The sequence below is a fragment of the Acinetobacter sp. ANC_7511 genome (assembly GCF_056779975.1).
Genome location: NZ_JBWYIY010000009.1, coordinates 82,232 through 104,551 on the forward strand (window position 1 = coordinate 82,232; position 22,320 = coordinate 104,551).

At 37.8% G+C, this 22,320-nt stretch carries 23 protein-coding genes and 1 other RNA gene; 11 read left to right on the forward strand and 13 right to left on the reverse strand.

The features are described 5' to 3' along the window. Window positions 1-133: 133 nt before the first annotated feature. From sucC to AC1M9L_RS07715, 3 genes are all read left to right on the forward strand, one after another. Window positions 134-1,300: an ADP-forming succinate--CoA ligase subunit beta gene (gene sucC / locus AC1M9L_RS07705; RefSeq protein ID WP_481591794.1), complete on the forward strand. Its 1,167-nt coding sequence runs from the start codon at window positions 134-136 to the stop codon at window positions 1,298-1,300. A gap of 12 nt (window positions 1,301-1,312) precedes the next feature. Further along, window positions 1,313-2,203, forward strand: a complete 891-nt coding sequence (sucD, locus tag AC1M9L_RS07710) for a succinate--CoA ligase subunit alpha (protein ID WP_035268498.1) — start codon at window positions 1,313-1,315, stop codon at window positions 2,201-2,203. A 77-nt stretch (window positions 2,204-2,280) separates the two neighbouring features. Then, the gene (locus tag AC1M9L_RS07715; protein WP_481591795.1) at window positions 2,281-2,760 is read left to right on the forward strand and encodes a hypothetical protein; all 480 of its coding nucleotides are present in this window, start codon (window positions 2,281-2,283) and stop codon (window positions 2,758-2,760) included. Between the two features lie 4 nt (window positions 2,761-2,764). Here the strand turns inward: AC1M9L_RS07715 and rsmD are convergent, their stop codons facing one another. Together rsmD and mrdA are read right to left on the reverse strand one after the other, a co-directional pair. Then, a complete protein-coding gene (gene rsmD / locus AC1M9L_RS07720; protein ID WP_035268497.1) occupies window positions 2,765-3,316 on the reverse strand; it encodes a 16S rRNA (guanine(966)-N(2))-methyltransferase RsmD in 552 nt (183 codons plus the stop codon). Continuing rightward, window positions 3,317-5,425: a penicillin-binding protein 2 gene (gene mrdA / locus AC1M9L_RS07725; RefSeq protein ID WP_481591796.1), complete on the reverse strand. Its 2,109-nt coding sequence runs from the start codon at window positions 5,423-5,425 to the stop codon at window positions 3,317-3,319. Between the two features lie 236 nt (window positions 5,426-5,661). Here mrdA and AC1M9L_RS07730 point away from each other — a divergent pair, with 236 nt between their 5' ends. From AC1M9L_RS07730 to AC1M9L_RS07745, 4 genes are all read left to right on the forward strand, one after another. Then, window positions 5,662-6,177 carry a hypothetical protein gene (locus AC1M9L_RS07730; RefSeq protein ID WP_035268492.1) on the forward strand — a complete coding sequence of 172 codons (516 nt, stop codon included), beginning with the start codon at window positions 5,662-5,664 and terminating at the stop codon, window positions 6,175-6,177. Between the two features lie 64 nt (window positions 6,178-6,241). Beyond that, a complete protein-coding gene (locus AC1M9L_RS07735; protein ID WP_035268489.1) occupies window positions 6,242-7,558 on the forward strand; it encodes a DUF445 domain-containing protein in 1,317 nt (438 codons plus the stop codon). A gap of 75 nt (window positions 7,559-7,633) precedes the next feature. Beyond that, window positions 7,634-8,293, forward strand: coding sequence for an adenylate kinase (adk, locus tag AC1M9L_RS07740; protein ID WP_035268488.1), 660 nt, complete (start codon window positions 7,634-7,636; stop codon window positions 8,291-8,293). A gap of 75 nt (window positions 8,294-8,368) precedes the next feature. Beyond that, window positions 8,369-8,521 carry a hypothetical protein gene (locus tag AC1M9L_RS07745; protein WP_171076785.1) on the forward strand — a complete coding sequence of 51 codons (153 nt, stop codon included), beginning with the start codon at window positions 8,369-8,371 and terminating at the stop codon, window positions 8,519-8,521. Here the strand turns inward: AC1M9L_RS07745 and nth are convergent. Together nth and AC1M9L_RS07755 are read right to left on the reverse strand one after the other, a co-directional pair. After that, window positions 8,518-9,219 carry an endonuclease III gene (nth, locus tag AC1M9L_RS07750; RefSeq protein WP_481591797.1) on the reverse strand — a complete coding sequence of 234 codons (702 nt, stop codon included), beginning with the start codon at window positions 9,217-9,219 and terminating at the stop codon, window positions 8,518-8,520. The two genes, AC1M9L_RS07745 and nth, sit on opposite strands and share 4 nt — an antisense overlap. After that, window positions 9,220-10,011: an RnfABCDGE type electron transport complex subunit B gene (locus AC1M9L_RS07755; protein ID WP_180027938.1), complete on the reverse strand. Its 792-nt coding sequence runs from the start codon at window positions 10,009-10,011 to the stop codon at window positions 9,220-9,222. It lies immediately after the preceding gene. Between the two features lie 336 nt (window positions 10,012-10,347). Here AC1M9L_RS07755 and gdhA point away from each other — a divergent pair, with 336 nt between their 5' ends. Then, window positions 10,348-11,691, forward strand: coding sequence for an NADP-specific glutamate dehydrogenase (gdhA, locus tag AC1M9L_RS07760; protein ID WP_035268479.1), 1,344 nt, complete (start codon window positions 10,348-10,350; stop codon window positions 11,689-11,691). A 51-nt stretch (window positions 11,692-11,742) separates the two neighbouring features. On the opposite strand, the gene AC1M9L_RS07765 is transcribed toward gdhA, so the two are convergent. The 5 genes from AC1M9L_RS07765 to AC1M9L_RS07785 all read right to left on the reverse strand — a co-directional run bounded on the left by AC1M9L_RS07765 (window position 11,743) and on the right by AC1M9L_RS07785 (window position 17,346). Then, window positions 11,743-12,519, reverse strand: a complete 777-nt coding sequence (locus tag AC1M9L_RS07765) for a DUF4377 domain-containing protein (RefSeq protein ID WP_481591798.1) — start codon at window positions 12,517-12,519, stop codon at window positions 11,743-11,745. 153 nt (window positions 12,520-12,672) lie between these two features. Beyond that, window positions 12,673-13,449 (reverse strand): DODA-type extradiol aromatic ring-opening family dioxygenase, encoded by a 777-nt coding sequence (locus AC1M9L_RS07770; protein WP_481591799.1) that lies wholly within the window; start codon window positions 13,447-13,449, stop codon window positions 12,673-12,675. 100 nt (window positions 13,450-13,549) lie between these two features. Next, on the reverse strand, window positions 13,550-14,032 hold the full coding sequence (gene rlmH, locus AC1M9L_RS07775) for a 23S rRNA (pseudouridine(1915)-N(3))-methyltransferase RlmH (protein WP_035268469.1): 483 nt from the start codon (window positions 14,030-14,032) through the stop codon (window positions 13,550-13,552). A 156-nt stretch (window positions 14,033-14,188) separates the two neighbouring features. Beyond that, window positions 14,189-16,615, reverse strand: coding sequence for an endopeptidase La (lon, locus tag AC1M9L_RS07780; RefSeq protein ID WP_481591800.1), 2,427 nt, complete (start codon window positions 16,613-16,615; stop codon window positions 14,189-14,191). A gap of 116 nt (window positions 16,616-16,731) precedes the next feature. Then, on the reverse strand, window positions 16,732-17,346 hold the full coding sequence (locus AC1M9L_RS07785) for a 5-formyltetrahydrofolate cyclo-ligase (protein WP_481591801.1): 615 nt from the start codon (window positions 17,344-17,346) through the stop codon (window positions 16,732-16,734). 225 nt (window positions 17,347-17,571) lie between these two features. Between AC1M9L_RS07785 and AC1M9L_RS07790 the strand changes: the two genes are divergently transcribed. Next, a complete protein-coding gene (locus AC1M9L_RS07790; protein WP_481591802.1) occupies window positions 17,572-18,828 on the forward strand; it encodes a putative solute-binding protein in 1,257 nt (418 codons plus the stop codon). Between the two features lie 103 nt (window positions 18,829-18,931). Next, complete coding sequence (locus AC1M9L_RS07795) at window positions 18,932-19,054, forward strand: hypothetical protein (protein WP_481591803.1); 123 nt, start codon at window positions 18,932-18,934, stop codon at window positions 19,052-19,054. Between the two features lie 28 nt (window positions 19,055-19,082). Here the strand turns inward: AC1M9L_RS07795 and AC1M9L_RS07800 are convergent, their stop codons facing one another. The 4 genes from AC1M9L_RS07800 to AC1M9L_RS07815 all read right to left on the reverse strand — a co-directional run bounded on the left by AC1M9L_RS07800 (window position 19,083) and on the right by AC1M9L_RS07815 (window position 21,577). After that, the gene (locus AC1M9L_RS07800) at window positions 19,083-20,051 is read right to left on the reverse strand and encodes a hypothetical protein (RefSeq protein WP_481591804.1); all 969 of its coding nucleotides are present in this window, start codon (window positions 20,049-20,051) and stop codon (window positions 19,083-19,085) included. A gap of 402 nt (window positions 20,052-20,453) precedes the next feature. After that, window positions 20,454-20,637: non-coding RNA, 6S RNA (ssrS, locus tag AC1M9L_RS07805), on the reverse strand. A gap of 101 nt (window positions 20,638-20,738) precedes the next feature. Continuing rightward, a complete protein-coding gene (locus tag AC1M9L_RS07810; protein ID WP_180027932.1) occupies window positions 20,739-21,023 on the reverse strand; it encodes a cell division protein ZapA in 285 nt (94 codons plus the stop codon). A 2-nt stretch (window positions 21,024-21,025) separates the two neighbouring features. Beyond that, window positions 21,026-21,577, reverse strand: coding sequence for a hypothetical protein (locus AC1M9L_RS07815; protein WP_035269763.1), 552 nt, complete (start codon window positions 21,575-21,577; stop codon window positions 21,026-21,028). Window positions 21,578-21,642: 65 nt separating this feature from the next. Between AC1M9L_RS07815 and AC1M9L_RS07820 the strand changes: the two genes are divergently transcribed. Next, window positions 21,643-22,263 (forward strand): UPF0149 family protein, encoded by a 621-nt coding sequence (locus tag AC1M9L_RS07820; protein ID WP_481591805.1) that lies wholly within the window; start codon window positions 21,643-21,645, stop codon window positions 22,261-22,263. Window positions 22,264-22,320: the final 57 nt, after the last annotated feature.

A 22,320-nucleotide genomic window follows, 5' to 3' on the forward strand; every position in this document is an offset into this window, starting at 1 on the left:
ATTTGGTGGTTGTTTTTGTTTGAATAATCATCTAAAACTAGAATACTAAATTTAATAAATGCCAATATTTATTGCGAAGGAAGTTTAAATATTGGTGTGTCATAAAAAGTGAAAAGTAGTAAAAGGTAAAACAATGAATTTACACGAGTATCAGGCGAAATCGCTGTTAAAAAAATATGGTATGCCAGTTCAGGAAGGCATCATCGCTACAAATGCAGAGGAAGCAGTAAAAGCATTTGAACAGCTAGGCGGCAAATTCGCTGTTATGAAAGCACAAGTACATGCCGGTGGGCGTGGAAAAGCTGGCGGCGTTAAAGTCGTTAAGTCAGCTGATGAAGCAAAAGAATATGCTTCGCAAATTATTGGTACTCGTTTAGTTACATATCAAACGGATGCAAATGGGCAACCAGTTAACAGTGTACTCGTTGCAGAAGATGTCTATCCAGTTGAGCGTGAATTGTATTTAGGCGCAGTTGTTGATCGTTCATCACGTCGTATTACTTTCATGGCTTCTACTGAAGGTGGTGTCGAAATTGAAAAAGTCGCTGAAGAAACTCCAGAAAAAATTATTAAAGTTGAAGTAGATCCATTGGTTGGCTTACTTCCTTTCCAAGCTCGTGAAGTCGCTTTTGCTTTAGAGCTGAAAGATAAACAGATTAATCAATTTGTTAAAATTATGTCTGCAGCTTATCAAGCGTTCGTAGAAAATGATTTCGCATTGTTTGAAATTAATCCATTGTCAGTCCGTGAAAATGGTGAAATTTTGTGTGTTGATGCCAAGGTCGGTATTGATTCGAATGCTTTATATCGTTTGCCAGAAGTTTCTGCTTTAAGAGATAAATCGCAAGAAAATGAGCGTGAGCTCAAGGCATCTGAGTTTGACCTTAACTATGTTGCTTTAGAAGGTAATATTGGTTGTATGGTGAATGGAGCAGGTCTTGCAATGGCAACCATGGACATCATTAAACTCTATGGTGGTCAACCAGCAAACTTCTTGGATGTAGGTGGTGGCGCAACCAAAGAGCGTGTAATTGAAGCATTCAAGATCATTTTAGTGGATCAGTCAGTAAAAGGTGTGCTGATCAATATCTTCGGTGGTATTGTGCGTTGTGACATGATTGCTGAAGCAATTATTGCAGCGGTTCAAGAAGTAAATGTAACAGTGCCTGTTGTTGTTCGCTTAGAAGGGAATAATGCAGAACTAGGTGCAAAATTACTTGATGAATCTGGTCTTAAACTAATTTCTGCAAACGGCTTATCTGATGCCGCAGAAAAAATTGTTGCTGCAGTAAAAGCATAAGGAGTATCAATCATGAGCGTATTAATTAATAAAGACACTAAAGTATTGGTACAGGGCTTTACGGGTAAAAATGGTACATTCCACTCAGAACAAGCTTTGGCTTATGGTACTAAGGTTGTGGGTGGTGTGACTCCAGGTAAAGGCGGTCAAACTCATTTAAATCTACCTGTATTCAATACAATGAAAGATGCAGTGAAAGAGACTGGTGCTGATGCATCGGTCATTTACGTTCCTGCACCATTTGTATTGGATTCTATCGTTGAAGCAGTTGACTCTGGCGTTGGACTGATTGTTGTTATCACTGAAGGTGTACCAACCATTGATATGCTGAAAGCGAAACGCTATCTAGAAACCAATGGAAATGGCACTCGCTTAGTGGGTCCAAACTGTCCAGGTGTTATCACGCCGGGTGAATGTAAGATTGGTATTATGCCAGGACATATTCATCAGCCAGGACGAATCGGTATTATTTCGCGTTCTGGTACGTTGACCTATGAAGCTGTTGCACAAACTACGAAGTTAGGATTAGGTCAATCAACGTGTATTGGTATTGGTGGAGATCCAATCCCTGGTATGAATCAGATTGATGCTTTGAAACTGTTCCAAGATGATCCAGACACAGATGCAATTATTATGATTGGTGAGATTGGTGGTACAGCTGAAGAAGAAGCGGCAGAATATATCCAATCAAATGTGACCAAACCTGTTGTTGGTTATATTGCTGGTGTGACTGCACCGAAAGGTAAGCGAATGGGTCATGCTGGTGCTATTATTTCAGGTGGTAAAGGCACGGCAGAAGAAAAATTCGCTGCGTTTGAACGTGCTGGAATGGCATATACACGTAGCCCAGCTGAACTTGGTTCAACGATGCTAGAAGTACTTAAAGAAAAAGGTCTAGCTTAATGCTTTAAGTAAAAAAGCCTCCTGAGTGGAGGCTTTTTTTCATGCATAATAATAAGATATAGAAACGTAAAATTAATATGATTCAAAATTTAAAACTTTATTTACAAGCTTTGATGTTTTTTTCAATTTCTGCTGTTCACGCGAATTCCTTGGATCATGATGAAAATACGAATGATCAAAATCTCATTTTTAATTTTTTTGAAGCTCAGCAAGAACTTCACTATGAGCCTGCCATGGAAGATTTAAATAGTGAACAGACCAAGATTGCAGAATTAAATGAGAAAGAATATTCGAGATTTGATGTATTGACGCATTCAATTTTTCAATCCGAACGTATTCAATTTTTTAATTTCACGGCTTTTGATCGGAATGAATTGAAGAATAAACTTGATACAGGTCATTTTGACTTATCAAATCTGGAACAATTAAGCATTACGTTTGGATATGGTGTTGAGTATTTGCTGAAACAGAATCAAACGATAGGGTACGAGTTTTTATCCTCGTTTCCCTACGATCGAGGCAGATTGATTCGGATTTTTTGGAATCAGACATTTTAAATGTCTAATCTATTTTTCGATAAAGGCCTGATTTAACTGTTCCAGCTTTGGTTTCTTTTATGAGGTGCCATGAAGAAGGTAGATTAAGTGATGACAATGGTTGATCGGCTTCGACATAAATAAATGCATCTGCTTTGAGTTTTGGGTCAATCAATGAAGCCAACTCCTCCCAAAGATTTAAACTATAGGGAGGATCTAAAAAAACTACATCGAATTGATTGTTTGAGAGTTGTTTTAGCGCGATTTGGGCAGTGCTTTGAATCAGTTTTGCATTATTCACATTTAAAAGCGCTAAGTTTGATTTTAAAAATTTATTTTGCTCTAAATTAGGTTCGATCATCGTGACATGAGCTGCCCCTCGAGATAGCGCTTCAAAACCTAATGCACCAGATCCAGCGCAAACATCTAGCACCTGCGCTTGTTGAATATCCCACATTAACCAATTAAATAAAGTTTCGCGTACACGATCTGGTGTTGGTCTTAAACCCTCAATAGTGGCAAAAGGTAATACACGGCGTTTCCATTCACCACCAATGATGCGGAGTTGATTTTTCATTTATTGACTCGTGTTACGTTGAGTGTCAGTGTTTGCATTTGTTGCATTTGTTGCATTCGTTGCATTCGTTGCATTCGTTGCATTCGTTGCATTCGTTGCATTCGTTGCATTCGTTGCATTCGTTGCACTGTTGCTGTTACGTGATGTTTGGAGTTCACGAGGAAGTGCATTTGGATCGGCTGACAAATTAGTAGATCCGCTAGGTAATTCACCAGGCTTAATGCCTGCTGTCATTAAGCCGCCGCTGACAACATGATTCATCGGCTTTATTGGCTTACGATCACGATGGAGTAACCAATAATCTAATACAGGACGTGCGAGCGCGGTTGCTCCTGAACCTCCACGACCATTTTCCCATATCACTGCAATCGCTATTTCTGGGTTGTCGGCAGGGGCGAAGCCTACAAATAAGCCGTGATCGAGTTGACGTTCAGTTAATAAAGCTTCGTTATACTTTTTACCTTGCGCAATACTCTTGACCTGAGCGGTACCTGTTTTACCCGCAATTTGATATTGCAGTCCACCACGAATCCCTTTACCTGTTCCAGATTGGATCACATCCACCATGGCATCACGCATCTTAATCCAATCTTCATCAGTACCATTGAAGGCAATTTTATAATCTGGTGCATTGTGGACTTTGAATTGCTTTGTTCCTTTGGTTTCACGCAATACATGCGGTGTAACATGGGCGCCATGATTTGCGGTAATTGCAGTTGCCATCGCTAGTTGTAAAGGGGTAGAAGTGAATGCACCTTGCCCAATACTGACTGAGATTGTTTCACCTTTGAGCCATTTAGAATTGCGAGTACGCATTTTCCATTCTGGCGAAGGATACAAGCCTGTGCTTTCGCTAGGAAGGTCTACACCCGTTTTCTCACCAAATCCAAACTGACGCATCCATGTGTTCATACGATCAATCCCCATCTGGTAAGAAAGAACGTAATAGTAAGTATCACAAGAGACAACAATGGATTTATGCATATTGACTACACCATGCCCCGTTTTTTTCCAGTCGCGGAATTTGTGAGAGTCTCCTGGTAAGTGGAAATAACCTGGATCTGAAATAGCAGTTGACCAATCGACAATACCGTAGTGAATACCCCCTAATGCAGCCATAGGCTTAATGGTAGAACCTGGTGGATAGGTCCCTTGAACTGCGCGGTTATACAACGGCTGATCTAAATTGTCACGCAGTGCACTATAGTCTGTATGACTGATACCAGTCACGAATAAATTGGGGTTGAAACTCGGACTCGAAACGAGTGCCAAAATTTCACCTGTACGTGGATCCATTGCAACAATTGCACCACGACGCCCCGCAAGTTGCTCAGCAGCTACTGTTTGGAGACCATAATCAAGTGATAAATAGAGGTCATTACCGCGTACAGAATCTTTACGCCCTAACTTCCGTAAGACATTACCAAATGCATCTGTCTCAATAGATTCAAAGCCAGGTGAACCATGCAACAGGTCTTCGTAAAATTTTTCTACGCCAATTTTACCGATCAGGTTGGTGCCTGCGTAAGCATCTTTATCAATGCTTTTAAGTTCTTTATCATTAATACGACCGACATACCCAATAACATGGGCAAATAATTCACCATGTGGGTAATAACGCGTCATTTGGGTTTCAATGGAAACACCAGGAAATTTAAACTTTACTTCGCTAAATTTAGCGATATCTGTTTCAGTTAAGTTTAGTTTAAGCGTTACACGTTCAGTCTTTTTTGCGGTTTTTACACGACTCATGAAGCGTTCAATGTCTTCTTCGCTCAAGTCAATAATCTTTCTAAGGCGTTCTACCGTGTCTTCAATATCAGGCACATCCGCTTTACTTAATGTAGCCGTAAAAACTGGATAATTGTCAGCCAGTAGAATGCCGTTACGATCAAAAATATAACCGCGGGCAGGGGAAATCGGTTGTAAACGAATTCGGTTTTTGTCCGATGCATCTTTAAACTGGTCGTAATGCACAATTTGCAAATAAGCATATCGAGACAATAGAACAAGTAAAAAAAAGATTACCACGCAAATAGCAAACACCACTCGACTACGAAAAATTCGCTTTTCTTGTTGTACATTCTTCAGTGGGAACTGCTGCTTCATAGATCTTTACTTTTTTGCGGGTAAAAGCTGACTTTATATCAAAGTATTTTAACTCAGATTGACTATAAAATTTGTAAAATTAATAAATAGTTCGTATGTTATAAAAATTAAAATTTGACCAAATAGACACTAATTTTAAAGCTTGTTGTATATAAGAACGAAAATTATTCTGTTAAAGTCGAATCACTATGGATGAATAATAATATTGTTCTCAGTTTGAGAAAATGGAGAAAATAATGAGAAAAATCGTTTCCTTTGCTGTCATGATGTGGGTAGGGAATTTAGCATACGCAGATTTTTCATCGTTTTATCCTGAAGCAAAATTGAAACCAGAACAATTTTCTAAAATAAATGTGGGTGCTGGTGTTACACAACGGTTAGCGCATGGGAATTTAGAATACGTCACTCCATACGGTATTGGATACGGAAAGCTTGGCGCTTTCTTAAATGACGACCACGATGTGGGTGCTCAAGTCGGTTTTCGTTACCCAATAATTCTCGGAACTAAGGACTTAAATGGATTTTATTTAGGTGCATTTGCTGGTCATCTAAAATCAAAAACAGTCAATGGTGAAAAGGAATCTCAACTCGGTGGTGGTATAGATTTATCTTATGTCATGCTGAATAAAGAAAGAATTAGTACATTTAGTGTAGGGATAAAAGCAGGAGAGGAAATCACGCAAGGAAACCAAGTGATTTTTGAAACTAAACCAGAACTACAGTTTGCTTACACCTTAAGTGTAGGATTTTAGAAAGCTTTATGGTTTTATACCTCAAGTTCGACTGCAATTAGATATATGAATATGAGAGTCATGAATGTTTGGATATGTGAGTGATTTGTGGCAAGCCTTCGTCAATCGACCTGATTTTTATGCAGTACTGAGTATTATCCCAGTAACCGCATTTGTGACTTGGGCTCACGTCTGGATGGCACTCAAGATGGTGTTTTATCCAATTAAGTTTTGGGGTTTTCACTTAGGTCCGCTTCCGGTGGGATGGCAAGGAATTGTTCCACGTAAGGCAGGACGTATATCGGGTATTATTACCGACAATACACTATCAAAACTTGGCTCCTTACGAGAGTTCTTAGATGCGATGGATCCCGAGGATACTGCTCGTATCATTGGTGAACAGGTTGGCTTTGAGTTAGAGCACTTAATTGATGAAGTGATGATGGATCGCAATGCGGTTCTATGGGAAAACTTACCTTACTCAATCAAGAGACGTATTTATGCGCAAGCACATAAGCAACTTCCAAATGTTTTGAAAGAGCTCGTAACCGAATTAACTTTAAATGTTGAGTCGCTCGTGGATATGCGTGCGATGGTAGTGAGTCAAATGGAAGGCGACCGTCAATTGATGGTCAATATGTTCCTAAAAGTGGGTCAAAAAGAAATTAACTTCATTTGGCATATCAGTGCATTAATCGGTATGTTCTTCGGTATCTTCCAAATGATCGTTTGGTTTGTGGTGCCTTGGCATTGGACTGTACCATTCTGGGCAGCAATTTGGGGCTTTTTAACAAATTGGATTGCAATTTGGATGGTATTTAATCCAGTTGAACCACACTATATACGTTATCCACAATTCTTTGAATTAACGAAAGATCGTAAATTCCCTTGGATAAAACCTGTCATTCCACGCATTGGTTCTTATAATATTCAAGGTGCGTTTATGAAGCGCCAAGAAGAAGTATCTGATGTATTTGCACGTGTAGTGACTGAAGATTTGATTACATTGAAATCTATTATGATGGAAATGATGTATGGTGGAAAAAAAGACAAAACACGCCGTATTGTTAAACGTCATATCAATGAAATCATGGAAACACCATTGGTTCGTACATCATTACAGCTATCTTTAGGTCCAAAAGAGTATGCAAAACTCAAGACAGACTTGATCGATCGCTCAATTGAAATTACGATGGTGCCTGTATGCGACCCAGCTTTTAATGCGAGCCGCGCACAGAAAATCTATCAAATGTTTAAAGAACGTATCCGTGAATTAACGCCGCGCGAGTTTCAAAATCTATTACGTCCTGCATTCCAGGAAGACGAATGGATCTTAATTGTGCTAGGTGGGGTAACAGGTTTCTTCGCGGGTCTGATTCATTTATTTGTGGCTTTCTTATAAATAGATGCTGGATTGGTGCCTACCAAAGACATTAACCAAGTATCGTCGATATAGTTAAAATGAGGATGTTTATTTATGCGCATTATATTACTCGGACCACCTGGAGCAGGTAAAGGTACTCAAGCTCAGTTGATCTGCAAGCGCTACAATGTCCCACAAATTTCAACCGGTGATATGCTCCGTGCTGCAATTCGTGAAGGAACTGAACTCGGTCTACAGGCAAAATCTGTAATGGACAATGGTGGTCTAGTTTCTGACGAACTGATTATTGGTCTGGTTAAAGAGCGTATTGCACAACCAGATTGTGCAAATGGTTGTATCTTTGATGGTTTCCCTCGTACGATTCCTCAAGCTGAAGCTTTGGAAAAAGAAGGCATTGATATTGATCACGTGATCGAAATTGATGTGCCTGATGAAGAAATCGTTAAACGCTTATCGGGTCGTCGCCAACATCCAGCATCAGGTCGTGTTTATCATATCGTCTACAACCCACCAAAAGTGGAAGGCAAAGATGATGAAACTGGTGAAGATTTAGTTCAGCGTCCAGATGACCAAGAAGAAACAATTCGTAAGCGCTTAGGTTCGTATCATACTGAAACTGAACAGTTGGTTGGCTTTTACCAAGGGCGTGCAGCTTCAGGTGAAAATGCGCCAACGTATGATAAGTTGAATGGACTTCGTCCTATTGAAGAAGTTCAAAAAGAACTTTTTGCAATTTTAGATCAAACTAAATAACCATTATTCAGCTTTGACAAAAAAGAAGCCCTAAGTCATATTAGGGCTTCTTTTTTATAATGTTAAGGTAAACAAGTGCAAAATATTGCCATTATTTTATTGATGCTTGCATGCTTGGCAGTATTGTCTTTTTTGGTATTTATAAGTTTTAAATTACTTCGCGATAGTCAAAAACAGATGAAATTAGATAAAGAGAAAAAAGATCAAAAAAAATCTCTTGATCGTTAAACCTGTTTTAAATCGATCTGTCTTGTCGCTCCATATTCGAAACGTTCAGGCCAGTTGCACACATCACTCACAACACATTCATTGCACTTTGGCTTCCGCGCAATACAGCAATAACGTCCATGTAAAATTAACCAATGATGAGCGTCTACAATAAACTCTTTTGGAATCACTTTAACTAGACGGTGTTCAACTTCGAGTACATTTTTTCCTACCGCAAGTCCAGTACGATTACCTAATCGAAAGATGTGGGTATCAACGGCCATGGTTGGTTGACCAAAAGCGGTATTTAATACCACATTTGCAGTTTTTCGACCTACGCCCGGAAGTGCTTCTAAATCAGCACGGTTGTTAGGAACAGTACTGTTGTGTTGTTTAATCAATATTTCACAAGCTTTGATGACATTTTCAGCTTTAGAGTTATAGAGACCTATTGTTTTAATATAAGATTTTAATCCTTCTACACCTAAGCCATAGATTGCTTCAGGTGTGTTTGCTACAGGGAAAAGCTTATCTGTGGCCTTATTTACGCTTACATCAGTGGCTTGTGCTGATAAGGTCACAGCAACTAACAACTCAAAGGGTGAAGAATAATTCAGCTCTGTTTTAGGGTTTGGGCGTTGAGCTCTTAATCTTTCAAAAAAAATTTGAATTTGGTTTTTTGTCATGTTTTTTACAGTTTTAGGTGTTTTAACGTTCATTTAAACACCCTCAATTGAATTGAGTTTTTCATATAAAGTATTGAGTTGCTCTTGCTTATCGACACTCTCACGTACAGCAAGTTGTTTTTCAAGCTTTTTAATTTGTGTACGTAATTTGGCAAGTTCGATTGTAGATTTTGCATCTAATGTCTTATGAAGCGCTGTTTTTTTTATCGTTTGAATAGTAGGTACTGATTGTAATTGTTTTGAAAATTGAGCAAAAAGCGCAGTATCAATTTCAGCTTTAACGACAGGACCTTTGCGATGAAGACTGCGATTTTCCTCACGTTGAATATGAGCATAATAACGATTTCTAAGATCATTTTGTTCTAGGATGCGGGCTTGCTCATTTGGTATGGGCTGTAAATCTTCAACAAGATCGATACAGTCAACTGGACAAGGTGGTATACATAATTCGCATCCAGTACAAAGATCAGTTAACACAGTATGCATTAACTTTCCTGATCCAATGATGGCATCTACAGGGCAAGCACTGATGCATTTAGTGCAACCAATACACTCGTCTTCACGTATGATCGCTTTCATACGCTGTGGGCGACCATCAGATTGAATTGGCCAAACGCTTTCTTCAGCTTTAAGCTTAGGGCGATTCAGTAAGTGAGCAATTGCGTCAGCAACAGGTTGACCGCCAGGGACACATTTATTCGCGTCTTCTCCTTCTACAATAGCTTTAGCATAAGGTAAACAACCATCACGGTGGCCACATAGACCACATTGGGTTTGAGGTAGGAAAGCATCAACTTGTTGTATCAATGAGATTTGTGCGTGCATGTACGTTAAAACTTAATCAAGCGAAAAGGAGATCATAGGTGCGAAATATGAATGATTTTAACATGATTAGTGTTAGTTTGGGGTGCGCTGTTATGGGTCATTTATCGCGCAATAAAAGCGCCGAATAAGCATTAATTCATAATTAAAAGTAATGAATTTGATAATTTAAAATTATTAAATACTATAATTAAGTAATTGAAATTAAAAAAATATTAAAAAAAATTATGAAAACTATTGTACAGTGCCTGTAAAAGATATTTAATACTTTGCGCCAAAACTTATCAATATATTGAAATTTTGACCAATTTTGATCCATTTTCTGCTGAGGATTAAGCGTTGAAATACAACAGCCTTAACGACTTCCTAGACTACGTTAAAACACGTGATGCACATCAACCAGAATTTCTTCAAGCTGTTGAAGAGGTGATGACAAGCTTATGGCCTTTTATTGAAAAGAACCCTAAGTATGCAGCTCATGGTTTATTAGAACGTTTAGTTGAACCTGAACGTGCGATTCAATTCCGCGTTTCTTGGGTTGATGATCAAGGTCAAACACACGTTAACCGTGCGTTCCGTGTTCAGTACAACTCAGCAATTGGTCCATTCAAAGGTGGTATGCGTTTCCACCCTTCAGTGAACCTTTCAATCCTAAAATTCTTAGGTTTTGAACAGACTTTCAAAAATGCGTTAACTACACTACCAATGGGTGGTGGTAAAGGTGGTTCTGATTTTGACCCTAAAGGTAAATCAGAAGGCGAAATCATGCGTTTCTGCCAAGCACTCATGATCGAGTTATACCGTCACTTAGGATCTGACACAGATATTCCTGCGGGTGATATTGGTGTTGGTGGCCGCGAAGTTGGTTACATGGCGGGTATGATGAAGAAGCTCAGCAATGACACTTCATGCGTATTTACAGGTAAGGGTTTAACTTTTGGTGGTTCACTAGCGCGCCCTGAAGCAACTGGTTACGGTACAGTGTATTTCGCTGAGGAAATGCTTAAGACTCGTAACGACAGTTTCAAAGACAAGGTAGTTACAATCTCTGGTTCGGGTAACGTTGCACAGTTTGCTGCTGACAAAGCAATGTATTTGGGCGCAAAAGTTGTTTCACTTTCAGATTCAGCTGGTACTGTATACATTAAAGACGGTTTAACTCCAGAGCTTTTAGCTGAAGTAATGGAGCTTAAAAACGTTCAACGTGGTCGTATCTCTGAGTTTGCAGCGAAGCATGGTTTTGAATATCTTGAAGGGCAACGTCCTTGGGGTATTAAGTGTGATATCGCACTTCCATGTGCAACACAAAATGAATTAGATGCTGATGATGCGGATAAATTGCTTGCAAATGGTGTGATCTGCGTAGCTGAAGGCGCAAATATGCCTTCTACACTTGCTGCAGTTGAAAAATTCGTTGATGCAAAAATTCTATATGCTCCAGGTAAGGCATCTAATGCAGGTGGTGTTGCAACTTCTGGTCTTGAAATGTCTCAAAATGCGCTTCGTTTAGGTTGGTCTTTCGAAGAAGTAGATGAGCGTTTACATGCAATCATGAAAGAAATTCACCGTAACTGCGTAAAATTCGGTACTCAAGAAGATGGTACTGTGAATTATGTAGATGGTGCGAACATTGCTGGTTTCGTAAAAGTTGCTGATGCGATGTTAGCTCAGGGTGTATTCTAAGAATATAATCAAAAATAAAAAAACCGAGGCTTAGCCTCGGTTTTTTATTCTTTATAAAGAACCTTTTACAGCTTCACGCTCTACAGCCATATCAAAAATATAAGCATACTTTGATTGATCTGCAGCAGGATTTTTAATTTCATAACGTTTTACACGAATGATTTGACGTTCATTCGGACTATGTGAAAAACCTTCAATTTGATCGTAGAATAAAGTCCAGTCTTTATCGACTTGCGTTTTAATACCACTATCGTTGTATTTTATTTCTCTGACTTGTAGACAAGTTTGGGGAGCTACACCAGTACATTGTTTAGTTTCTGGCGAAATTTCAAGAAATATGGTTTCACCTTGAGTTTTGTATTTGGTTTCAGGTGTCATTTTACCCGTGAAGATAATCTTTTCACCATTCGGCTGTACCAAAGTCAACATTGGATTATCACGATCATTTAAATTAAGCACGAAAGGAACAGCAGCTTGGGAAAATAGATTTCCAGCAAAGCGTTCTTGTTCGGCAGCCAAACCATTACATCCCTTCATGGTAGATGCAAGTTGAGCAGCTACGATAGTATTGTTTTTTAGCTCAAACCCGCCAAATAAAGTATTGCAGCTCGTATGAATTGAAAGTTTTTTATCAGCGGTGAAGTTTAAAGTGATTGGTTGAGGCGCATTTTGTGGATTGGCTTGCCATTGGTATGCAGCGAGAGTTTGATCAGCATTTTGTTGTTGAAGCACAGACACAGCTAAATCCCCAGCTTTTTGTAGATCGGAAGTCTGACACGCAGCAAGTGTGATAGGCAAAATAGCCAAGGTAATTAATTTTAATTTCATAACAAGCTTTCTAAATTGTATTGATCCGAGGAAGGATAACGCAGGAGATCTAAAAAATTATGGATACATTTTGCACTTTTCAGTATCAAAATGTATCCATTGATCGATGATTATTTCGTGATGGTCATTTAAAAAATGATATTTTATTTTCTCTCAATCAAAGCGATAAATATCCATCCCTAAAGCACCCATGGTAAAACTACTATGTACAATGCTAAAACGATCACCAGTGCCCATAGAGAAAAATAAAGGTGCAAAGTGTTCTATCGTAGGGTGGTTACGATGAACATAAGGAATCGTATCCCACGCTAAAATAGCAGGATAATCCGAATGAGTGAGCTGCTGCACCACGTAGTTTCTAAAAGTTGATGCCCATTCTGGAACTTCACTCGTTTCACCATGCCAAGCAAGCTCTCTTAAATTATGGGTAATGCTTCCCGAGCCAATTAATAATATTTGCTGATCTCTTAATGGAGCGAGAGCTTGACCAATTTTAAATATCGCTTCAGCAGACATCGTCATGGGTAAAGAGATTTCGACTACGGGGATATCAGCTTCTGGATACATATGTAATAAAGGCATCCATACGCCATGATCACGAGGTCGTGTACTATTGGCATGTGCAGTAATTTGTGCCTCAGCGAATAAATTTAAAACTTGTTCAGCAACATCTGGAGCACCAGGGGCAGGATAGCGAATTTCATAGAGTGCATCTGGGAAACCTCGAAAATCGTGCCATGTTTCAGGTCTAGTCCCCGTACTTACTTCGAGTGCATTGCTTTCCCAATGCGCAGACATGACGATTATCGCTCTAGGTTTGGGCAAATTGAGACTCAAGCGATGTAAAGCTGGACCAACCTGTTCAGGATTCAAAGCCAGCATTGGAGAGCCATGTGAGATGAATAAGCCAGGTAGCGTTTGAATAGTCATGAGGGTAGTTCCATTCTTAGATGTATGAGGTGATCATCGCAAATTTTAGAAATCAGAGTAACCATTTAAATTTGAACATCATGTTGCAAATTCGGAACGATTATCCAGCACGATGGTACGGATGGTTATGATTAATGCTCATGGCACGGTACAGTTGTTCAATCAACAGAATGCGAACCATAGGGTGGGGTAGCGTTAATTTAGATAAAGACCAGTGCCAAGCAGCAGCTTTACGAACTGCATCAGAATGTCCATCAGGTCCACCAATCGCGAGCACAACATCATTCCCTTCAAGCATCCAACCTTTCATGGTTTCAGCTAATTTTTCTGTACTAAACTCTTTTCCTCCCACTTCAAGTGCAATTAAAAGTTCATTTCCTTTCAGTGCATTTAAAATGCTATCGCCTTCGATATTACGGTATTTTAAAATATCAGCTTCAGAGTCATTCTTTCCGCGTTTCGCCATAGGAAGCTCAACAATTTGAGTTTGTACAAAAGGTTGAATTCTTTTGAAATAATCTTCAAAACCAGTAAGAACCCATGCTGGCATTTTTTGACCAATGGTCAAGATACGAATTTTCATGAAAATGTGTCACTAGAAGTTTCACGATATTATACATTTCAAAGTGATGAATTTATAAAATCAAAAGTTAAAACATAATGAGTTGTTAAATTTGCATCCATTGATATCTTATAAAAAAAGAGAGCCTAAGCTCTCTTTCTTCAGTTAAAAGACCGATTAGTGTCGTGCAGATTTTGATTCGTCAACTGCTTTCACAATGGGTGTTTTTACTAATGGTTTAGGCATAGAGGTTAATGCTAGAGGTAAAATTTCATCAATTGATTTTACAACTTTGATATCTAAACCTTCTTTCACATTATCAGGAATTTCGACTAAATCACGTGCATTTTCATGTGGAATAAAGACCATTTTTACACCGCCACGATGTGCAGCCAGTAATTTTTCCTTTAAACCACCAATACGCATTGCACGGCCACTCAAGCTAGTTTCACCAGTCATTGCAATATCAGGTCGAATCGCAATGCCAGTAAACGCTGAAACTAATGCTGTCGTCAAAGCAAGACCAGCTGAAGGACCATCTTTAGGCGTAGCGCCTTCAGGTAAGTGCACGTGAATATCGGTTTCTTCAAAGCGAGTAGAATCGATACCCAAAGCATCAGCTCGTGTACGCACTACGGTCATCGCTGCAGTAATAGACTCCTTCATAACATCACCTAAAGAACCAGTGGTTACAAATTTGCCTTTACCTTTCATTGCTGCAACTTCAATTGTCAGTAGTTCACCACCAACTGAAGTCCAAGCTAGACCATTAACACGACCGACTTGAGCTTCTTCTTCCGCCATACCAAAATCGAATTTATGCGGCCCTAAGTAGTCAGGTAGATTTGCCGAATTAACTTCAATTTGAAGATTTTTCGCTTTTTTACTAACCGCTTCTTTAACCACTTTACGTGCAATTTTAGAGACTTCACGCTCTAAACTTCGAACACCAGCTTCACGTGTATAGCGTTGTACGATATCTCGAATTGCTTCTTCGTGTACACTTAATTCCTTAGCACGTAAGCCATTATTCTTGATTGCTTTAGGTACTAAGTAACGCTCAGCAATATTGATTTTCTCTTCCTCTGTATAACCAGGAAGGCGAATGACCTCCATACGATCTAACAAAGCTTCAGGTATATTCATACTGTTTGCAGTACAAATAAACATGACTTCAGATAAATCAAGATCAAGATCGAGATAGTGATCGTTGAATTTGTGATTCTGTGAAGGATCAAGCACTTCTAACAAGGCAGATGCAGGATCACCACGATGATCTTGAGCCATTTTGTCAATTTCATCGAGTAGGAATAAAGGGTTTTTTACACCGACTTTAGAAAGTGATTGCACAATCTTACCTGGCATCGCACCAATATAAGTTCTGCGATGTCCACGAATCTCAGCCTCATCACGAACACCACCAAGTGCCATTCGAACGAATTCGCGACCTGTTGCTTTAGCTACAGACTCACCTAATGAGGTTTTACCTACACCAGGAGGACCTACGAGACACAATACTGGTCCACGTAGTTTTTTTACACGTGACTGAACAGCAAGATATTCAACGATACGTTCTTTAACTTCATCCAAACCATAATGATCAGCATCAAGAATATCTTGAGCTTTAGCAAGATTGATACTTACTTTGCTCGCCTTATTCCATGGTGTATCTAAAATAGTTTCGATGTAATTACGAACTACGGCTGCTTCACTCGATGCAGGCTGCATTGCTTTGAGCTTACGGAATTCACCTTCTGCTTTTTTACGAACATGCTCAGGAAGATCAGCTTCAGCTAAACGTTTTTCAATCTCTGCGATATCATCTTCAGCACCGCCATTCATGTCAGAAAGTTCACGCTGAATAACTTTCATTTTTTCATTTAGAAAATATTCGCGCTGATTCTTTTCCATTTGACGTTTTACATTGTCATGTAAATTTTGCTCAATCTGTTGTTCTTCAGACTGTTGAAGCAAATAAGTCATTAACTCTTGTAAATGAGCTTCAAATTCATCGTGTTCGAGGAATTTTTGTTTCACTTCGATATTTAACGGCACGCGTGTTGCGACGAAGAACATGAGTTGCAATAAATCATCGATTTTATTTGCAGCATTAATTAACTCACGCGCATTACGTAGTTTTGCTTCAGCGTATTGGCTGAAAAGACCACGTAATTCTTCGAGGCGAGTTTGTTGAGTTGCCGATTCCATACGGATCGTCATTGGGCTAAGGCTGTGCTCAGCTTCTAAATAATCGTTTTGATCGTAAATATTAATCAATTTAGAGCGATAAATACCCTCGATTAAAACCTTAATGCAGTTTTCATCGTTCTCATGATTTACGACTTGCACAATCTTCGCGACAGTACCGTATTGATATAAATTGTCGTGATCAATTTCTTCTGTAAGAGAATCTTGTTGAGCTACTACAAAAACTAAATTGTCACTGTTACGAGCTACATCAACTGCTTTAATCGATTTTTCACGGCCGACAAAAAGCGCAATTTGCATGTGTGGATAAACCACAACATCACGCAAAGCTAATAGCGGTAACACGCTAGGGGTCTGAAGTTCTAAGTTTTCTTCATTCATAATAATATCAGTCATGAGCACTCCTAATGAGTGACAACGGTGTTGCCATATTTTTATAGTGATGTGTAATTTAAAAAATACAAGGGTGAAAATCGATAAAATTCGATTTATTTCTACTAATCTTGATAAATTCAGTTGGATTTAGGGTGAATTAATATTCTTCGTTTGAATTTTAATCGTTTTCTAGGGGTGATTAACTCATCTAATGGCTGATCCCAAGGTTGGCGCTTTAAAGGATCTAAGATTAATTGAAAGTCATGCGCTAAACCGATGCGATAGGGTTGATTGCTCGCATGCTTTAAAGTTCTATCATAAAAGCCACCTCCCATACCCATACGTGTTCCATGATAATCACAGGCTACTAGGGGCATCAACAGTAAATCAATTTGTTTTACATTTTTCCCCAATCTATGCATAGGCTCATACATGCCTAATTTATGTTTAGTAAAACGTTTATTTAGATATTGATGCTTTGAAATTGGAACCCATTTTAAAGTTGAATCAAGTCTGGAGACTTTTGGGAGATAGACGACTTTATGCTTTGAAAAGCAATGCATGATTAGGATATGTGTTTGAACTTCACCGAATGCATCTAAATAAATCCCAATTTTTTGTGCAGATTTAAATTTAGAGTGAGATTGGATTTTTGACAAAATCTGAAAAGCAGAACGTCGTTGCGTAAAAATTGAGAGTTGTCTTCTACGAGAACGTAGATTTTTTCTTAAAAGTTGTGTCTGCAACTGCATTTCAAACTGTACCAATCTAAGTGCATGTGTAAGGGTAAGTAGTTTATCGATTTTTACTCAGGTTTAATCAACCTGATTTGAATATTTTCGATAGTATATTTTTCATTTACTCTAGGTGTAACAAATAAAAGATTGGGGTCAATTTAATTTTTAATTGAAGCCGATAAGCTGAACTCTATCAGATCAATGAAGCTCTGATTATAAAGAATAGAAAAGGGAACGATAATGAAAAATAAAAAATACGGTATTCTATTTAAAAAGAGCAAGCATGCTTATCGTATGGTTATGCTCACGACAGTAATTAGTCTTTCTGGTCTAATCACAAATCATGTAAATGCTCAAACTAGCTCTAAGTTGGATTTATCACTGTCCAGCCATTCTGTGAATAAAATAAAAAAACTACTGAATGATCCAAAAGTTTGGCAACAGATTCCGAAACAAGTCACCTTATGTGTGTATTCACCGAGCGGTGCTCATGGTGAAGCATTTGAGCAGGCGACGAGCTATATGAGTGAATTACCACGAATTTCTAAAGTTGCTCAAGATTTCGGCGTGCAAATGACTGTCAATCGTACGGCTAAGCTACAAATGCAGATAGATTTGAATTATCCAAAATTAAAGCAAAAAACATCCACTGAAGTTAATTTAAAAGTCTATACAGATGAACGGGTTTTAACTGAAGACTTTAGAAGTAAACGTTGTGATGGTGCTGGAATAAGTAATTTACGTGCTAAGCAATTCAACTCTTTTGTTGGAAGTATTGATGCAATAGGTGCAGTTCAAAACTATAAACAACTGACTAAAGTGATTCAGCTGTTAGCAAGACCTGAATTTGACTCGAAAATGGTCAATAAGGATTATGAGGTTGTCGGTATTGTGCCTTTAGGTGCTGCTTATATTATGGTAAATGATCGTAAAATTGATACTTTATCTAAAGCAGCTGGGAAAAAAGTTGCTGTAATGAGTTTTGACGCAACCCAAAAAAAATTAGTCCAAAATGTTGGTGCTCAACCAGTTTCAGTGGATTTAACTTCTGTAGGCGGAAAATTCAACAATAAGGAAGTTGATATTATCGCAGCACCTGCACTCTTATTTGAACCTTTGGAACTCTATCGTGGAATGACAAACAAGGGCGAGGTACGAGGCGCAATTATTCGTTTTCCACTGGTTCAAGTGACGGGTACATTGATTATGCATCGAAATAAATTTCCTGCTGGAATGGGGCCCATAGCAAGGGAGATTATTTCCAAGCAATTAACACCAGCTTATAAATTTATTGATCAAACTGAATCTAAAATTGATCCTAAATTTTGGATGAATATAAGAGATGCTGAGAAACCTGGATATTTGAAAATTATGCGCGAAGCTAGAATTCAGATGACAAAAGAAGGGCATTATCATCCTGAAATGATGTCTATCCTTAAAAAGATACGATGTAGTGATGATCCTAAGAATTATGAGTGTGCGCTTCAAGATGAGTAACTAATAATCTATAAAATAGATGGTTTTTATAATTTTAATCGGTTTTATTTGTTTTTAGCCATGCTTTAAATTATTCACATCTAGATTAAAGAGCAAATGTGAGATGAAAACTTTTATCGCAGTAGTTACTTCTACTTTGATTGTAAGTGCATGCGCATATAATCCTGTAAATTATGAGCAGCTCAGAATGTCAGAAAATGCTCAACATATGAAATTAAATGGTTAAAAAAAGCCCCCAGATGGGGGCTCATTGTTTATTTACCAGTGATTTCAATCCATTTCATTTCAATAGGTTGTTTTTGATTGAATGAAACCATAGCAGTATTTGATTTATCTTTTGTTTGAGTTATATCAATTCGTTGGTAAAATCTGTCAAAAATTGTTAATTGGCCAGAGGCTTGAGGATAGGGTTGATCTGAAAATATGATTTTTTCAAATACAAAAGGAGTACTGGTGTAAAAATTAAAATTATATGAAAAATCTTCACCATAAGGTTGACCAATAATATTGCCTTGAGTGGTAAGTATTTTTTTATCAGTGCGGATAACAGAGTAAATATAATCACTTAAGCCAAGATATTCTTTACTTTCTAATGTTTCTGAATCTAAGATTTGATAACTAAAAGCTTTATTAATTTCGTAAGAATAATCACCTGAGGTTTCACCACGTAATGTAATTTCACCGTTAACTAAATAGTCATCTTTATCTTTAAAGTCTAAAGGATTATATAAAGCATTATTGAATTTTAAAGTTTTAATATTATCCTTTTCAGTCAATGAAATGCTGCCTGATTTGAATTTATTTACACCAGCATTTGGGCAATAACTACCTGGGTTAGTTGGCGTTACTTGTACAGTATTTGCATCTAATTTGGTTTCAGTAGTACACGTAATATTTCTGTATTTTGCAAGTGATACGCCTTGATCGAAGATCTCAACGAGTTTAGCATCCGATCTCAATATAAGTTGATCACCAAACATTTCACCTATAGCTTGGCTTAAGGCTTTATTATATTTGCTATCAATTTCATTTAAATTATCATTAGTGCCTAATAAATCACTTAAAAATGAAGGTTTTTGGAAAGGCACAAACTCACTTGAAAGTTGATTTGGATAAATTGTTTTGTCTGGTACATTTTGAGGCTTATCATCACCACCACCACCACATGCTGTTAAGAGTGTAGCAATACCCGCAACCCCAGCCAATTTTGCTAATTTAGACATATTCTCTTCCTTTAAATATAAATCTATTCTCATTGTTTATAATGTTTGACTAATAATATGAAGTCTTTAAACAATAAGAAGACATTAAAATGAAATACTTTTTGTGTAATTTCTATTATGGGGAATAATAATTTAAATTTTAGAAAAGTTACTAGGTCATTATTAACCAAATTTACAAATAATATGTCAATTTTTTTATATTGTTAAATATATATAAAGCAATAGGTTTAAATAATTAAATAATATTGAGAGTTAAGTGTACTTGTTTTAGATTAGTGTCTAATAAGTTGTTTATAGTGAAAATAATGTGATAAAAATCAAAAAAATATTAATATTGATTATTAATTTGGGATAAAGCGCAAGGATGTTTATTCAAAAATAAGAAAAAAGAGAAAATAAAATAAAGACTCCGGAGATGCCGCTGCATGTGTCGTTACCCTGAACCCGACGAGTTCAAGGTGGACGCGACGTATACTTGCTGGGTTTCCCACTCGAGGTGGGCATACGCTCTAAATATACAGAACACAATCCATAAGTTTAAGTATCGGCAGGGGAATAGACCCGCTGGCGAACATCCCAGAGTTAAATTAAGTATAACGAAATGAGTGAGATTGGCAAACCTTGGTGTACCCATTATTTGCGTGATAATTCACTCAGTAAAACTGACTGTGCAAACTTAGATCAAATTTATACAGTTTTTTCAACGTCTTCCAAGATTGTTGCAAGTAAGCGTTCACAATGAGAATATTCTTGTAAGGATTTGTTCATTGTTAAAACTTCTTGCATAAGCTCTAAAGCCACCATGATAACGAGCTTATTGTGTTCTACGTTAGGTGCTTTTCTACGAAATTCTTGAAATTTCTCATTCAGCAAATCACCAGCACGTTGTAAATCATCTTTCCGATCTTGAGTGGTTGAAAGTCTAAATGTTTGTTCAATTAGTCTTAACTCGACTGTAACGACTTCAGACATAATTATGCTTCCTCATTTTGTTCAGCCGGATTTTCTAATTGTTGGATTTCTTGGGCATGATGATCTTGATCAGTACCTAAAATGGCCAATCGTTGAATGATTTGCTCAACCTTAGTTTTAGCGAGTTCATTTTTTTTGATTAAACGTTGATTTTCAGCCTTCAATTCATCAATTTCTTTTTGAGCTTGACGTTGTTCAGCCAACATTTTTTCTTTGATGACTCTCAACTCATTCCTTTCAGCCAAGATTTCCTGAAATCTATTTTTTAAATCAGTACAACTCTTTTCTAAACGACTATAACGTTCTGCTAAAGCAGTAGCATCTTGATTTAAAGTTTTATAAATACCATCCAATTGATTGTATTTGTCATTTAGACTTTCAATCTGTTCTTGCTTTTGAGTGATGACGCTATTTTTTTGAGCAGTTTGAGTTTGATGAGTTTCCTGAAGTTCTTTCTGCTTAGCTTCAAGAGAACTATTCATTTGTTCGGTTTCGGACAAACGATGTTTAAGCGTGCCTAAATGCGTTTGTAAACGCTGTAATTGTTCTAACATAACGAGGTCGCGTAGTTTCGCAATCAAAGGTAATATATACAGAAGTATAGAGATTGGAAAAGCGAATGCAAGACGATATTTCAGGTTGGACAGATTGGAACCAACAATTCGGTTTAATTGAGGAAATTACTAGTCCTAGTGAGTTACATGGTCTACTTACAGGTATTGTTTGTGTAACTGAACCGCCATCTCATGAGGAGTGGATACGAATTTTGTCTACATTGAATGTGCCTCAATTAGAACCTACTGCTCTTAATTTACTGGCTGAGGAATCTGAAGATGTTTCGCATGCTTTATCAGAAGATGAATTAGATTATTTACCCATTTTGCCTGATGATGAACATGTATTGTCTGAGCGTGTTCAAGCTTTAGCAGATTGGTGTGCAGGAGTGGTATTGGGGTTTGGATTAGCGTCTGGGCATATTCGTGCTGATGAAGCTGAGTTGATTGAACACTTGCAAGATATTGCAGCAGTCGAGTTTGAAGATTCTGATAATGATGAAGAAGGTGAAATTAGCTATCAAGAACTTTATGAATTTGTTCGATTAATTCCAGTGAGTTTATCTGTTGGACGAACCAAGATTGCTGTTGAAGAAAGCTCATTACTGAAACATGTAAAACCAACAATTTCGAAAAAAAATGAGCAAAGTGTCGTTGAGATGTTTACACCTCATCGACCAAGTTGATTACATTTAATCAAGAGTACTACTTAACATATAAGTAGTACTGTATTTTCTTAAATT